Annotated in this window: 14 protein-coding genes; 5 read left to right on the top strand and 9 right to left on the bottom strand. The window is 71.0% G+C overall.

The genetic code is table 11. The annotated features are described in order from the left end of the window. Positions 1 to 57: 57 nt before the first annotated feature. Positions 58 to 1,071, top strand: coding sequence for a UTP--glucose-1-phosphate uridylyltransferase GalU (gene galU, locus ACIRRY_RS32785; protein ID WP_403979847.1), 1,014 nt, complete (start codon positions 58 to 60; stop codon positions 1,069 to 1,071). An 89-nt stretch (positions 1,072 to 1,160) separates the two neighbouring features. Here the strand turns inward: galU and ACIRRY_RS32780 are convergent, their stop codons facing one another. Beyond that, positions 1,161 to 1,598: a DUF4442 domain-containing protein gene (locus ACIRRY_RS32780; RefSeq protein WP_403980232.1), complete on the bottom strand. Its 438-nt coding sequence runs from the start codon at positions 1,596 to 1,598 to the stop codon at positions 1,161 to 1,163. A gap of 153 nt (positions 1,599 to 1,751) precedes the next feature. Here ACIRRY_RS32780 and ACIRRY_RS32775 point away from each other — a divergent pair, with 153 nt between their 5' ends. After that, positions 1,752 to 2,774: a hypothetical protein gene (locus ACIRRY_RS32775; protein WP_403979844.1), complete on the top strand. Its 1,023-nt coding sequence runs from the start codon at positions 1,752 to 1,754 to the stop codon at positions 2,772 to 2,774. A 102-nt stretch (positions 2,775 to 2,876) separates the two neighbouring features. Then, the gene (locus ACIRRY_RS32770; RefSeq protein ID WP_403979841.1) at positions 2,877 to 4,205 is read left to right on the top strand and encodes an MFS transporter; all 1,329 of its coding nucleotides are present in this window, start codon (positions 2,877 to 2,879) and stop codon (positions 4,203 to 4,205) included. On the opposite strand, the gene ACIRRY_RS32765 is transcribed toward ACIRRY_RS32770, so the two are convergent. The 4 genes from ACIRRY_RS32765 to ACIRRY_RS32750 all read right to left on the bottom strand — a co-directional run bounded on the left by ACIRRY_RS32765 (position 4,167) and on the right by ACIRRY_RS32750 (position 8,340). Continuing rightward, positions 4,167 to 4,958, bottom strand: a complete 792-nt coding sequence (locus tag ACIRRY_RS32765) for a spermidine synthase (protein WP_403980229.1) — start codon at positions 4,956 to 4,958, stop codon at positions 4,167 to 4,169. The two genes, ACIRRY_RS32770 and ACIRRY_RS32765, sit on opposite strands and share 39 nt — an antisense overlap. Positions 4,959 to 5,061: 103 nt before the next feature. Beyond that, entirely contained in the window at positions 5,062 to 5,910 is an 849-nt protein-coding gene (locus ACIRRY_RS32760; protein WP_403979838.1) for a patatin-like phospholipase family protein, read from the bottom strand. Positions 5,911 to 6,167: 257 nt separating this feature from the next. After that, entirely contained in the window at positions 6,168 to 7,349 is a 1,182-nt protein-coding gene (gene tuf / locus ACIRRY_RS32755; protein WP_403979835.1) for an elongation factor Tu, read from the bottom strand. A gap of 268 nt (positions 7,350 to 7,617) precedes the next feature. Further along, positions 7,618 to 8,340, bottom strand: coding sequence for a DNA alkylation repair protein (locus tag ACIRRY_RS32750; RefSeq protein WP_403979832.1), 723 nt, complete (start codon positions 8,338 to 8,340; stop codon positions 7,618 to 7,620). A gap of 50 nt (positions 8,341 to 8,390) precedes the next feature. On the opposite strand from ACIRRY_RS32750, the gene ACIRRY_RS32745 reads away from it, so the two are divergent. Next, the gene (locus tag ACIRRY_RS32745) at positions 8,391 to 9,239 is read left to right on the top strand and encodes a TVP38/TMEM64 family protein (RefSeq protein WP_403979829.1); all 849 of its coding nucleotides are present in this window, start codon (positions 8,391 to 8,393) and stop codon (positions 9,237 to 9,239) included. Between the two features lie 57 nt (positions 9,240 to 9,296). Here ACIRRY_RS32745 and ACIRRY_RS32740 read toward each other — a convergent pair whose 3' ends face one another. Beyond that, positions 9,297 to 10,466 (bottom strand): thiolase family protein, encoded by a 1,170-nt coding sequence (locus ACIRRY_RS32740; RefSeq protein WP_200691107.1) that lies wholly within the window; start codon positions 10,464 to 10,466, stop codon positions 9,297 to 9,299. Positions 10,467 to 10,639: 173 nt separating this feature from the next. Here ACIRRY_RS32740 and ACIRRY_RS32735 point away from each other — a divergent pair, with 173 nt between their 5' ends. Then, on the top strand, positions 10,640 to 11,188 hold the full coding sequence (locus ACIRRY_RS32735) for a winged helix-turn-helix transcriptional regulator (RefSeq protein ID WP_403979827.1): 549 nt from the start codon (positions 10,640 to 10,642) through the stop codon (positions 11,186 to 11,188). Between the two features lie 23 nt (positions 11,189 to 11,211). Here the strand turns inward: ACIRRY_RS32735 and ACIRRY_RS32730 are convergent, their stop codons facing one another. From ACIRRY_RS32730 to ACIRRY_RS32720, 3 genes are all read right to left on the bottom strand, one after another. After that, entirely contained in the window at positions 11,212 to 11,847 is a 636-nt protein-coding gene (locus ACIRRY_RS32730; RefSeq protein ID WP_403980226.1) for a cupin domain-containing protein, read from the bottom strand. A gap of 143 nt (positions 11,848 to 11,990) precedes the next feature. Further along, complete coding sequence (locus ACIRRY_RS32725) at positions 11,991 to 12,923, bottom strand: PmoA family protein (RefSeq protein ID WP_403979824.1); 933 nt, start codon at positions 12,921 to 12,923, stop codon at positions 11,991 to 11,993. After that, complete coding sequence (locus tag ACIRRY_RS32720; RefSeq protein WP_403979821.1) at positions 12,920 to 14,107, bottom strand: Gfo/Idh/MocA family protein; 1,188 nt, start codon at positions 14,105 to 14,107, stop codon at positions 12,920 to 12,922. Before ACIRRY_RS32720 ends, ACIRRY_RS32725 begins: the two co-directional genes overlap by 4 nt. Positions 14,108 to 14,201: the final 94 nt, after the last annotated feature.

Raw genomic sequence — 14,201 nt, 5'->3', positions numbered from 1 at the left:
GGGAACTCCGATGTTTCTCTCGGGGTGCTCTCATCGGGGCGGGCCACCATGGATCCCATGATCGCCCCCCACTCCTCAGCCACCCCCGCACCCGCCCCTGCCCCTGCCCCCACGGTCCGCAAGGCGGTCGTGCCGGCCGCCGGGCTCGGCACACGGTTCCTGCCCGCGACGAAGGCGACCCCGAAGGAGATGCTCCCGGTCGTCGACAAGCCCGCGATCCAGTACGTCGTGGAGGAGGCCGCCGCGGCCGGGCTCGACGACATCCTGATGGTCACCGGCCGGCACAAGCGTGCCATCGAGGACCACTTCGACCATGCCTTCGAACTGGAACAGGCCCTGGCCGCCAAGGGCGACACCGTGCGCCTGGACGCCGTACGCGATCCCGCGCGCCTCGCCGACATCCACCACATCCGCCAGGGCGACCCGCTCGGCCTCGGCCACGCGGTGCTGTGCGCCCGCCATCACGTCGGCGACCAGCCCTTCGCCGTCCTCCTCGGCGACGACCTGATCGACCCGCGCGAGACCCTGCTCAGCCAGATGCTTGAGGTCCGCGAACGGTACGCCGGCAGCGTGGTCGCCCTCATGGAAGTCCCGGAGGAACAGGTCCACTTGTACGGCTGCGCGGCCGTCGAGCCCACCGGCGAGGACGGTGTCGTACGGGTCACCGGCCTCGTCGAGAAGCCCTCCCGCGAGGACGCGCCGAGCCGCTACGCCGTCATCGGCCGCTATGTCCTCGACCCCGCGATCTTCCCCACCCTGGAGCACACCCCGCCCGGCCGCGGCGGCGAGATCCAACTGACCGACGCCCTACAGGAGTTGGCCGCCGGCGGCACGGTCCACGGAGTCGTCTTCAAGGGCCTGCGCTACGACACCGGCGACAAGGCCGACTATCTGCGCACGGTGGTCCGGCTGGCCTGCGACCGCTCGGACCTGGGACCCGAATTCGTCGCGTGGCTCAAGGAGTTCGTGGCGGGACTGGAGGACGGCGCGAACGGCGCGAACGGCGGGAGCGTCGGAGACAGCGAGAGCGGCGAGGCCGGCGAGAGTGAGGGTGCGCGAATCGCCGCCTGAACCCCACGCGCACGAGGGCCCGGTCACGCCGTACGCGATGACCGGGCCCTCGTATCAACTCTGGTCGGTTCACATCGAGTTGGCGATGGTCAGTTGTTCGGCCGGAGGGTCCAGGTGACCGTCATCTCGCCCGTGACGGCGCCGTCCTCGCGCTGGATGGCGACGGTGACCGGGAACTCGGGGCGCTCGCCCGCGTCGAGTTCGGCGACGACGTCGGCGGCGGGGCGGCCGAGGGTCGCGGTGGCCTTCACCGGGCCGAGGGCGATCTTCTTGAAGGCGATCTCGGCGTTGACCGGGAGCGGCACGGCCCGCGAGAGCTGGTCGCCGAAGGCGGCGAGGACGATCGCGCCGCTGGCGGACTCGCCGAGGGTGAACATGGCACCGGCGTGCGGCCCGCCGACGTGGTTGCGGTACTCGCTCTGGTCCGGCAGCGCCAGTACGGCCCGCTCCGGACTGGTCTCCAGGTACTCCAGGTTCAGGGTCCGAACCATCGGCACCGTGGCGGCGAGCAACTCGCCTATGGACATCTGGTCAGCGCCCATGCCGGTGATGTTACCCACGAGTAGCCGAATCTGGCCAGATGTGTGCGGCCGTACACACATCACCCCCACCAACTTGGTACGACCCTGACAAGGGGCGGTGACCCCATCGTGTCCCGCGCCGCATTAGGGTTGCTGCTCATGTGGCCAGGACAGCAGCCGCCCGGGGGCGAGCAGAACCCGCAGGACAATCCGTACCAGCAGCCGGGGTACCAACAGCCGAATCCGTACCAGCAGCCCGGCTACCAGCAGCCCAATCCCTATGGGCAGCAACCGCATTGGGGCGCTCCGGGTCCGGCGGGCGGACCTCGGCCGCCGCAGGGCGGGGGTGGCGGGAACCGGACGAAGGTGGTCGCGATCGTCGCCGCCACGGCCGTCGTCGTGGCCGCGGGTGTGACCGGTTTCCTGGTTCTGGGCGGTGACAACAAGGACGACAAGGCGGACGGCGGCAAGGGCACATCGAGCCAGTCGCCGTCGACGGACCCGAGCACGTCGTCCTCGGAAACCTCCGGTTCGGACGACAACCCGCGCGGCAACGAGACCGAGAAGCCGACGATCGCGGGCTGGAAGGTCGTCGTCAACCAGAAGTACGGCACCGCGTTCGACGTCCCCGCCGACTGGGAGGTCGGCAAGCCGGGCACCTTCACCTTCTTCGAGGACGAGGTGAAGGGCGACGGCTCCCCGTACATCGGCTTCTCCGCGCCCGCCTATCTGAAGCAGAGCTGGTGCGAGTCCGACGACGACAAGGACGGCACCAAGGAGACCTCGTCGCTGGCGTCGAGCGGCACCAAGGGCGAGGACGGCGCGAAGGACACGGCGAGCACCGCGCGCGGTGACGCGGCCTCGTTCGCGTTCGGCGGGTACACGGACCAGAAGGACTCGTCGAAGAAGTACCTGAAGATCGGCGAGGCGAAGCCGTACACGACGAAGTCGGGTGTCGTCGGCAGCGTCGCGAGCTCGTACACGTCCGGCGTCCCGAAGTCCGGCAAGTGCTCCTCCGACGGCAAGGCGACCACGTTCGCCTTCAAGAACTCGGCGAACGACTTCGTCTCCTGGACGCTCTACGGCGCGAAGGGCGTCAGCGAGGAGATCCCGGACGCGACGGTGCAGAAGATCCTCAGCACCGTACGACTGCACGGTGACCCGACGGGCAGCACGAGCTGACGCATCGCCTTCTGACGCGCCGGCCTTGGCCGTTGGCCGTTTGGCCGGATTCTGGCAGCAAACTGTTTGGCAGGGCGCGGTCCTGACGGCGATAGTCGGCCGGTGACCGTCGCCCCCGCCTCCCGTCGAGCGCACCGACCCGACTGGGCGGGCCGCAACTACAGCCTGTTGACCGCCGCCGCGGTGGCGACCGGGCTCGGTGGCAACGGCGCGTTGATCGCCTCCGCGTTCGCGGTGCTGGACGCGGGCGGCGACAGCGGTGACGTGGGTCTGGTGGCCGCCTCGCGCACGCTGCCGCTGGTCGTGTTCCTGCTGATCAGCGGCGCGATCGCGGACCGGGTGCCGCGGCATCACGTGATGGTCGCGGCCAACGCCCTCAGCTGTGTGTCGCAGGCGGTCTTCGCGGTGCTCGTCCTCACCGGCGAGCCCCGGCTGTGGCAGATGATGCTGCTGACCGCGCTGGGCGGCACCGGCCAGGCGTTCTTCGGCCCGGCCGCCGAGGGCATGCTCATGTCCACGGTGAGCCGCGAACAGGCGGGCCGGGCGTTCGCCGTGTTCCGGATGGCGATGCAGGGCGCGTCCCTGGGCGGCGCGGCGCTCGGCGGCGCGCTGGTCGCCGCGGTCGGCCCGGGCTGGGTGCTCGCGATCGACGCGGCGGCGTTCGCGGTCGCCGGGGCGCTGCGCTCCTTCCTCGACGTGAGCCACATCCCGCCGCGCGCGCCGGGCGGCGGGATGCTCGCCGATCTCCGGGACGGCTGGCGGGAGTTCATCGGCCGCCCCTGGCTGTGGTCCATCGTCGTGGCGTTCTCCATCGCGAACGCGGTCGTCGGCGCGGCGGACGCGGTCTACGGCCCGCTCGTCGCCCGCGACAGCCTCGGCGGCGCGGGTCCCTGGGGCCTGGCGCTGGCCGCGTTCGGCGCGGGCACGGTGGCCGGTGCCCTGCTGATGACCCGCTGGAAACCCCGCCGCCTGCTCCTCGCGGGCATGCTCGGCATCTTCCCGCTGGCCCTCCCGTCCGCCGCGCTCGCGGTACCGGTGCCGGTCGGAGTCCTGTTCGCGGTGATGTTCGTCGCGGGTGGGACGGTGGAGGTGTTCGGGGTGAGCTGGATGACCGCCCTGCACCAGGAGATCCCCGAGGAGAAGCTCTCCCGGATCGCGGCCTACGACTGGTTCGGCTCGATCGCGCTGATGCCGCTCGCCGCCGCGGCGGCGGGCCCGACGGAGTCGGCCTTCGGGCGTACGGCGGCGCTGTGGGGGTGCGCGGCCCTGGTCATGGTGGTCACGGGGGCGGCGTTGTGTGTACCCGAGGTGCGGAACCTGCGGCGGCGCACCGGGGCGACACCGCAGAAGACGCCGCAGGAGACGCCGGATGCCTCGAACGACTCGAACGACTCAGCCGATGCCGAACGCCCCGTCCGGGGGCACGGGTGACGGCACGGCGTCCTCGTCGCGGACCGGCCGCGCACCGCCGATGAACTCCCTCAGGGCGGGCCCGTGTTCGAGCCGCGCCGGGAACGCGTCCGAGGCCACGAGCCGGGTCAACGCCGCCGTCTCGATCGGGTGGTGCGCGGCGACCAGCACCGCGTTGCCGAAGCGGCGGCCTCGCAGGACGCCCGGTTCCGCGATCAGCGCCAGCTCCTGGAACACCGTGCCGAACGTGGCGAGTTGGGCTCGCAGGAAGGTGAAGGGGGCGGCGTCCGCGAGGTTGGCGAGGTAGACGCCGTCGGCGCGCAGGACACGTTCGGCCTCGCGGGCGTACGCCACGGACGTGAGGTGCGCCGGGACCCGTGAGCCGCCGAAGACATCGGCGACGATCACATCCGCCGAATCGTCCGGCGCCGCCTCCACCCAGGCGCGGGCATCGGCTCCGTGCACGGTGACGCCGGTGCCGTCCGGCAACGGCAGGTGCTCGGTGACCAGTTCCAGCAGCCCCCGGTCGGCCTCGACCACGTCCTGCCGCGAGCCGGGCCGGGTCGCCGCCACGTACCGGGGCAGCGTGAGGGCCCCGCCGCCCAGGTGCAGCACGTCCAGCGGGCGCCCCGGTTCCGCGACGGTGTCCAGCACATGCCCGAGCCGCCGTGTGTACTCGAACTCCAGGTGCGTCGGCGCGTCCAGGTCCACGTAGGACTGCGGCGCCCCGTCGACGGTCAGCAGCCAGGCCCGCGCCCGGTCCACGTCGGGCATGAGTCTGGCGACCCCGTGATCGACGTCCCGGATCACGGGTATCGGCTCGTCGACGGGTAGTGGCTCGTTCACGGGTCCATTGTGCCGGGGTGGTGGCGTGGGTTCACCCCGGCCGGCCAGTCCCCCAGACCTCCCCCACCTCCGCCACATGCGCCGCCGCCTGTTCCCGTCCCGCCCGTGCCGCGGCCGCCCGGATCGACGGGTCGAGCAGATTGCTGCCGAAGGCCTGTTTCGCTTCCGGGGAGGGTGAGACGACGACCGCACGGGCGCCCTGCTCCACGAGTCGCCGGGTCTGCGTCGCCGCCGATACCAGCGGGCCACCCCCGATGGTCATCGGCGCGAGGACGACGACCTGGTCGTAGCCCTCGGCGAGCTGCGCGTTGGCCGGAGAGTGGATGCCGCCGTCGATCCAGCGGCGGTCCTCGACGGTGACCGGAGGCCACACCCCGGGGACCGCGCAGCTCGCCGCGACGGCGTCGCCCAGGGGCACCCCGCTGTCCTTGTCGAAGACCCGCAGTTCACCGGTGACCGTGTCGACGGCGGTGACACGCAGCGCCCGCTCGGGCCACTCCGGTGAGACGAGCCGGGTCTCGATCGCCGCACGCCGGGCCGCTGCGGAGGGTGTCCTGGCGGCGAGTGCCATCCGGCCGATCTTCCGCCCGTACGCCTCGGGAGTACGGGCGGACACGGTCGCCCACACGAAGCGGAGCATCAGGCCCTTGCCGAGTCGGGCGGGGATCTCGCCCTCGGGGGCGACGAGTTGACGCTCGTAGACCCCCTTGAGCGTGTCGGCCCGCAGTTGGGCTCCGACGGCCGAGCCCGCCGACGTACCGATCACGACATCGGCGTCGGTGAGATCGACACCGGCCTCGCTCAGCCCGTACAGCATCCCCGCCATCCAGCCGATCCCACTGCTGCCTCCGCCACCGAGCACAAGCGCCTTGCCCACCATGGTGCTTCCGCCTTCCCCGTCACTCGCCACAACTGCCGCCGCGATCAAGTCTTGCGCACGGCACTGACAATCGCGGATACGAGTACGAGCCCCCGGCCTCGGACACACGAGCCCTCGGATTCGGGCACACGAGCCCTCGGATTCGGGCACACGAGATCGCCCGGCCCCGACGCGGAAAGATCCACGCAGAAAGACCGACGCAGAAAGACCCACACGGAAAAGGTGCCCGCCCCCGAAGGGACGGGCACCCACCCCGCTCAGCCGACCTCGGTCACCGTGCCGGCCCCGACCGTCCGGCCGCCCTCGCGGATCGCGAAGCCGAGCCCCGGCTCCAGCGGGACGTCACGGCCCAGCTCGACCGACATCGTGACGGTGTCGCCGGGGCGCGCCACCGCCGTCTCGCCGAGGTCGATGTCGCCGACGACGTCCGCGGTGCGGATGTAGAACTGCGGCCGGTAGCCGGTCGACACCGCCGTCGTACGGCCGCCCTCGCGGGCCGACAGGACGTACACCTGCGCCGAGAAACGACGGCTGGGGACGACGCTGCCGGGCGCCGCGACGATGTGCCCGCGACGGACCGCGTCGCGCGGCACACCGCGCAGCAGCAGCGCCACGCTGTCGCCGGCCTGCGCCTCCGCCATGGGCTTGCCGAAGGTCTCCAGGCCGGTGACCACCGTGTCGACGGCGGCCCCGAGCACTTCGACCCGGTCGCCCACCCGGACCGTGCCGCGCTCGATCGCACCGGTGACGACGGTCCCGCGCCCGGTGATCGTGAGCACGTTCTCGACCGGCAACAGGAACGGCGCGTCCAAGTACCGCTCGGGCATGGGCACATACGTGTCCACGGCGTCGAGCAGCGCGTCGATCGACGCCTCCCAACGGGGGTCCCCCTCAAGGGCCTTGAGGCCGGACACCCGTACCACGGGTACGGAGTCGCCGCCGTAGCCGTTCGCGGTGAGCAGTTCGCGGACCTCCAGCTCCACGAGGTCGGTGAGCACGGTGTCCTCGCCGTCGTCGACGGCGTCGGCCTTGTTGAGCGCGACCACGATGTGGTCGACGCCCACCTGCCGGGCGAGCAGCACGTGTTCGGCGGTCTGCGGCATGATCCCGTCGAGCGCGGAGACGACGAGGATCGCCCCGTCGAGCTGCGCGGCCCCGGTGACCATGTTCTTGACGTAGTCGGCGTGGCCGGGCATGTCCACGTGCGCGTAGTGCCGGGTGTCGGTCTCGTACTCGACGTGCGCGATGTTGATGGTGATGCCGCGCGCGGCCTCCTCCGGCGCCCGGTCGATCCGGTCGAACGGTACGAAGGTGGACGCGCCGCGCCCGGCGAGGACCTTGGTGATGGCGGCGGTCAGGGTGGTCTTGCCGTGGTCGACATGGCCCATCGTGCCGATGTTCAGATGCGGTTTCGTGCGGACGTAAGCCGTCTTGGACATGGCGGTACCTCGAAGCCTGGTGAAGTGGATTGCGGGGACCCCGAGGACTCGCCGACCCTCCCCCTGTGGGGTCCGCCGGACGATCCGGAGAGGGTCAGCTTCGGGCGCCGTCGACTGCGGCGACGAGTGCGGGAACGGCAGCCTTCGGGGCATCCGCGACCGCGGATGCTGCGAGGTGGAAGGCGAACCGGAACATGGCTCCGATCATTGCCGACACTTTGCCCCGCGTCGAACGATTTATGGGGGCTGTTCATGAGGAGACGGGCGTTCAGGCCCCGATGTTCTTCAGGGCCTCGCGCACCGACAGCGGCGCGAACCGCCCCTTCTCCCGGGCCAGGAAGTCCCGTACCGCCTCCGGGTCCGTCTTGGCGTACTCGCGCAGGCACCAGCCGATCGCCTTGCGGATGAAGAAGTCCGGGTGCCCGGACTGGCGCAGGCAGTAGGCGAAGAGGCGTGCGGTGTCGGTGCGCTCCTTGTAGCGCAGTTGGTGGAGGAGGGCCGTACGGGCCACCCACAGGTCGTCGTCCACGATCCACACGTCCATGTCGGCCGTCAGTCTCGGATCGGCGGCGACCAGGCCTCCCACTACGTGGGAGGCGAGTGCGTCCACGGTGTCCCACCAAGGGACCGTCGAGACGAGATGACGCGCGACCGGCAGGAAGCCGGACGTGCAGTGCCTCACATGGCGGCGCAGGTAGTCCACCGCGAAGTACTGGTACTCCCGCTCCGGCAGCTCCCAGCAGCGCAGGGCGATCGCGGTGCAGTCGGCCTCGTCGGGACGGGGCGTGCCCTCCAGGACCGTGCGGGACAACGCCCTGCGTACAGGTGTGGTGAGCCCCAGGAAGGGCGCCACGTCCTTCATGTACGCCCGCATGGGCACGGCCCGCTCCGGGTCGGCCGCGGCGCCGTACGTGGCCGTGAGCCGCTCCAGCACGGTGTCCGCGAGAACACTGTCCGGTACCCGCAGGGTGCCCGCACCTGTGACGCTCATGGGACGAACCATACGGCGATCACATACACAGGTCGGTTAGGGTCGCCGACATGCTCGCCGATGCCGCCACCCACTCTGGGGGCACCCGCTCAGGGGGCACCGCCACGGCCACTCCCCAGGCCTCTCCCCAGGCCACCGCGCAGATCACCGGCACGGAGTTCGCCGCGGTCGTGGTCGTCCCCGCGGTCATGCCCGTCGCGGCTCTGCCGCCCGTCGTCCCGACCGGCTTCGCCGCGCGCTGCACGAGAGCCCTGCTCTCACCGTATTCGCGGCTGTCGCTGCTGCTCGTGCTGCTCGCCGGGGCGGCGTCGACCGTGCTGCTCTTTCACCCGCAGAGACTCCTCTCCGACGGCTGGCCGCCCCAACTCGGCGGCGCCATGGCCGCGTTGGTGTTCGCGGGGGCCTACGGCCTGTGCAGCGTGGCGTTCGTACCGCGCCCCCTGCTGAACCTCGCGGCGGGCGCGCTGTTCGGCTCCCAGCTCGGCACCGCCTCGGCACTCGCGGGCACGGTGCTCGGCGCCGCAATCTCCTTCGGCCTGGGCCGTGTGCTGGGCCAGGACGCGCTGCGCCCGCTGCTGCGGGGCCGGTGGCTGAAGGCGGCGGACGGCCAGCTCAGCAGGCACGGCTTCCGTTCGATGATGGCGGCGAGGCTCTTCCCGGGCCTGCCGTTCTGGGGCGTGAACTACTGCGCCGCGGTCTCCCGCATGCGCTGGATGCCGTTCCTGCTCGCGACGGCGCTCGGCTCGCTCCCGAACACCGCCGCCTACGCCGTCGCCGGGGCTCGCGCCTCCAGCCCCACGTCGCCAGCCTTCCTGATCGCCATGGCCTGCATCGCCCTGCCGGCCCTGGGCGGCGCGGTGGTGGCCTGGCGCAAGCGCCACCACCTGCGGGGCGTCTGAACGACCGGCCATGCACGACCTGCCATTACACGACCGGCCATTACACGACCGGGCGCGTCAGACGGCTTCGAGGATCATCGCGTTGGCGAGGCCCCCGGCCTCGCACATCGTCTGGAGCCCGTAGCGCGCCCCGCGGTCCCGCATCGCGTGCACCAGCGTGGTCGTCAAGCGGGTCCCGCTCGCCCCGAGCGGATGACCGATCGCGATGGCCCCACCGTGCACGTTGACCTTGGCGAGATCCGCGCCCGTCTCCTGCTGCCAGGCCAGAACGACGCTGGAGAACGCCTCGTTGACCTCGAACAGGTCAATGTCGTCGAGCGTGAGCGAGGCCCTGCGCAGCACCTTCTCGGTGGCCGGAACGACCGCGGTGAGCATGAGCAGCGGGTCGTCACCGATCACGGCGAAGCTGTGCAGCCTGGCCAGCGGACGCAGCCCGAGCCGGGCCGCCGTCTCGCTGGACGTGATCAGGACCGCGGAGGCTCCGTCGTTGATCGGGCTGGAGTTGCCGGCGGTGATGTTCCACTCGATCTGCGGGAAGCGCTCGGCGTACGTCGGGTCGTAGAAGGCGGGCTTGAGGCCGCCCAGGATCTCGGCCGTGCTGCCGGGCCGTACGCACTCGTCGCGCGAGGCGCCCGCCAGGGGTGCCACCTGAGCGTCGAAGAGTCCCGCGTCCCAGGCGGCGGCCGCCTTGTGGTGCGAGGAGACCGCGAAGGCGTCCAACTGGTCCCGTGTCATGGACCACTTGGCGGCGATGAGTTCGGCGCTGATGCCCTGCGGGACGAGGCCCTCCGGGTAGCGCCCGGCGACACCGGGGCCGAAGGGATCCGTGCCGGGCAGCACGCTCGACCCCATCGGCACGCGCCCCATGGACTCCACTCCACAGGCCACGACCAGGTCGTACGCCCCGGAGATCACGCCCTGCGCCGCGAAATGAACAGCTTGCTGGGACGAGCCGCACTGGCGGTCCACGGTGGTCGCGGGCACCGACTCCGGGAAGCCCGCCGACAGCACGGCCTGCCGGGTGATGTTGACGGCCTGCTCACCGACCTGGGTGACCGTGCCGCCGATGACGTCGTCGATGAGTGCCGGGTCGATCCCGGTGCGCTCGACGAGGGTGCGCAGGGTGTGCGAGAGAAGTTCGACGGGGTGGACCTGGGCGAGGGAGCCGTTCGGCTTGCCCTTGCCCACGGGGGTGCGTACGGCTTCGACGATCACTGCGTCACGCATGGGGCGAGCCTCCACAACAGCCAGAGAAACACGATCACGACTACCAGTGAGCAGGAAGTCCGGAGCAGGAAGTCCGGAGCAGGAAGTCCGGAGCAGGAAGTCCAGAGTAGGAAATCCAAACTCACTGTAGCTCTGTGAGTTGGAAAATCAAACCCTCCTCTAAGCTGAGTGATATGACCCCCCCTAAAGACAAGCCCGCACCCAAAGACAACCCCGCCCTTAAAGACAAGCCCGCACCCAAAGCCAAGCCCGCACCCAAAGACCCGCGCCCCTGCTCGATCGCCGATGCCCTCTCGCTCGTCGGCGAGAAGTACTCACTGCTCGTCCTGCGGGAGGTGTGCCTGGGCAATCGCCGCTTCGATCAACTGGTCCGCAACATCGGTGCCCCTCGCGACGTCCTGGCCGCCCGGCTGCGCCGTCTCGTCGACGCCGGGATCCTCACCCGGCGGACCTACAGCGAGCACCCGCAGCGCTTCGAGTACCGGCCCACGGAGGCGGGGCTCGAACTGGAGCCGGTCCTGATGACCCTCATGGCGTGGGGCGACCGTCATCTTCGTAGGGATCAACTCGACCGCCCCATGGTGGTCGAGCACATCTGCGGCAACGAACTGGTCCCGGCCGTCACCTGCACCGCCTGCGGAGCCACGGTCCGCCACGAGGACCTGACGGCCCACCCCCAGGTACCGGGCTGGACGGTTACGGGTCCGACAGCGGCGGCCTGACAGCGGCCCGATCCCAAAGAGGCCTACGCCCCCTTGTAGACATCCAACCGCCCGCACATCCCGAACTTCCCCTGCACAGACGGCTGTTCGGCTCGTACGGCGGCATCGGCGAGGTGGGAGAAGTCGCCCTGGTCCAGCCGGTCGAGCTGCGCCCCCGTGGCCATGGCGGCGGCCCGTGCCCCCCGTTCCCAGCGCTCGCGCCACTCCCCGAGCCGGGGTCGTACGAGCGCGGCGGCTGCCCGGTGGAACGCGGCCAGCGCTTCCGGACCCTCGGCGGAGCGCAGCGCCTCGTAGCCCTCCAGCGCGAGGTCGCGCCGGGCCCGGGCGATCCGTTCCTGCTCCGCCTCGGGCGCGTCGGCCGGGATCACGGTGACGGCGGCGTACGTCTCCGGGTCGGTGAGGTACTGCGGGGGCAGCGTGAGCACCGCGTCCCCCGCCTCGGGCAGGCCGCCGTTCTGCATGAGGACGGTAATGCGCAGATCGCCCTCGTTGACGAGCCGGTGGATGGTGCCCGGCGTGAACCAGGCGACCGTTCCGGCCGCGAGCGGTGTCACCTCGTACCCGGACGTCGTGCCGGACATTGTGCCGGACATTGTGAGCGTCTGCACCGCACCCCGGCCGCCGGTGACGACGTACCCCTCCGAACAGGTCAGGTGCATATGGGGAGTTCCGCCGCACACCCTGTCGTCGCCATCGACCTCGGCGGGCCAGTCGTAGACGGAGAGATGCGAGACGGCGACCCCGCCCGGCAGCCCGGCGAAGCCTGCTGTGCTCAACCCTGCCGTAGTCACCGGTGACGCGTTCACCACGGCCGCGCCTCCAGGTACTTGGCGATCTCCTCCCGATCCCACGCCCCGTCGGCGATGACGACCCGGTAGCGCCGGGTGAGGGTGTCGCCGGGTTCGAGCAGCAGCTCGTCGTAGAAGGCGAAGGAGGGGGCGATCCCGGCGAACGGCTCGTTGCGTACGAACCAGTGGGCGGGGTGGGTGCCTTGGGCGCCGGTCTGGTCGTTCTCGGGGGCGTGCGCGAAGACGACGGTCGCGTGGCCGTCGGTGCCGTCGTGCTCGCCGGAGACGGCGAGCCAAGGGCCCTGGGAGCCCATCAGTTCGGGGCCCTCGCCGTCGGGGCCGATGATCCGGCCGTCGCGGAAGGCGCGCGGGCCGCGCCAGAAGAGGCCCGTGTAGCCGGCCGCCTCGCGCCCGTGGGTGGTCGGGCTGCCGAACAGCAGGGGCTCGTCACGGCGGTTCGTCACGGAGCTCGTCCAGGTCAGCGCCCAGGAACCCGACTCCGCGTCCGTGTCCACATCGTGCACCTCGATCCGGCGCTGCTCGTCGGCCCAGAGTTCACCGCTGTGCGGATGCCAGGTGAGCCGTTCCGCGATGACGAGGCGCTCGGCGTCCGCGTACAGCTCGTCGAAGGCGACGTGGGTCATCGCCCCGACACGCTCCGGGAGTTGGAGATACCCCTCGCCGTGAACGTATGTGTTGCCGCCCCACAGGTTCTGGCCCGAGAGATGCGAGGCGGTGAACTGGAGGCCCTTGTGCCAGCGGTGGTCGTTGGGCCGATAGTCCGTGACGACGTCACCGGCCAGCGTCCTGATCGGGTGGAGGTACGGCTTCGGCGCCTCCCAGGCGGCCTCGGGCCGGTACACATAGCTGAACAGCTCGACGCCGGTGACCGGTTCGGTCACCGTGACGCGGTCGTCGTGGGCATGGACGATACGCAGGCCGGTCACGCCGACACCTCCTCGCGCGCCACGGGCGCCCAGCCGGGGGCGCCGCCATGCAGCGCCGTGTAATAGGGGTCTCCGGGGCCGATGTCGCCGGCCCGTACGGTCGTGTCCGTGAACGCCGACTTGTAGAGGGCGGTGATCAGTTCGAGGCTGGTGCGCCCGTCCGTGCCGCTGCTGCGCGGCCGTTCACCGGCCCGCATGCTCACGACGAGTTCACGCAACTGCTCCACGTGCGAACTGGGCACGTCCGGCCCGAAGTCCTGCCAGAGCGCGGCCTCTTCACCCGACACGTCGGGGGCGGGCGTGATCCGCCAGTTGTCGTTGCTGTGCCCGTACAGATGGGTGAGCTCGACGGTCGCGCGCTCGCAGTCGACGCGGATACGGCTGACCTCGTCGGGGCTCAGCACGCTGTTCACGACGGTCGCCAGCGCGCCGTTCTCGAAGCGGACCAGGGCGGTCGAGACGTCCTCGGTCTCCACGTCGTGGACCAGCCTCCCGGCCATGGCCTTCACCTCGCTCCACGGCCCGAGCAGATCGAGCAGCAGGTCCATCTGGTGGATGCCGTGTCCCATCGCGGGACCGCCGCCCTCGGTCTCCCAGCGACCACGCCAGGGCACCGCGTAGTAAGCGGTGTCGCGGTACCAGGTGGTCTGGCAGTGCGCCACGAGCGGCCGTCCCATGGCCCGCTCGGCCAGCAGCCGGCGCACATGCCGCGAGCCCGAGCCGAACCGGTGCTGAAAGACGATCGAGGCGTACGGCCCGCCCGCCGTCCCCTGTGCCGGGCCCTCTTCGTCCTCCACGGCGTCGAAGTCGGCCAGCGTCGGCACCGGCGGCTTCTCGCACCACACCCAGGCGCCGGCCCGCAGCGCGGCGACGGTCTGCGCGCGGTGCAGGGTGGGCGGGGTGCAGATGGTGACGAGGTCGGGCCGCTGTTCCCGGAGCATCTGCTCCAGGTCGGTGTAGGCGTGCGGGATTCCGGCCTCGGCGCAGAAGGACTCGACCGACGTGGCATCGATGTCAACGGCGGCGACGACCTCGGTCTCGCCCTCCTCGGCAAGCCGGGCGAGCGCCGGGAAATGGGAACCGCGGCCGATGGCACCGGCGCCGACCACGGCGGCCCTGATGCGGCGACCGCTGAGCGGCGGCAAGGGCTGGAACGCCCCGGGGTTGGTGGCGGGTGTGGACATGGGCGTGATCAGCACTCCTCCGGGGAACAGCGAGCGCGTGCAGCAAGCGCTTTCCTCCACCGCAACGTATGCGCCGCCCCCGTAGCTGGTCAAC

Source organism: Streptomyces sp. NPDC101776 (assembly GCF_044766845.1).
Classification (GTDB): Bacteria; Actinomycetota; Actinomycetes; order Streptomycetales; family Streptomycetaceae; genus Streptomyces.
This window is presented reverse-complemented; position numbering and strand designations above follow the sequence as displayed.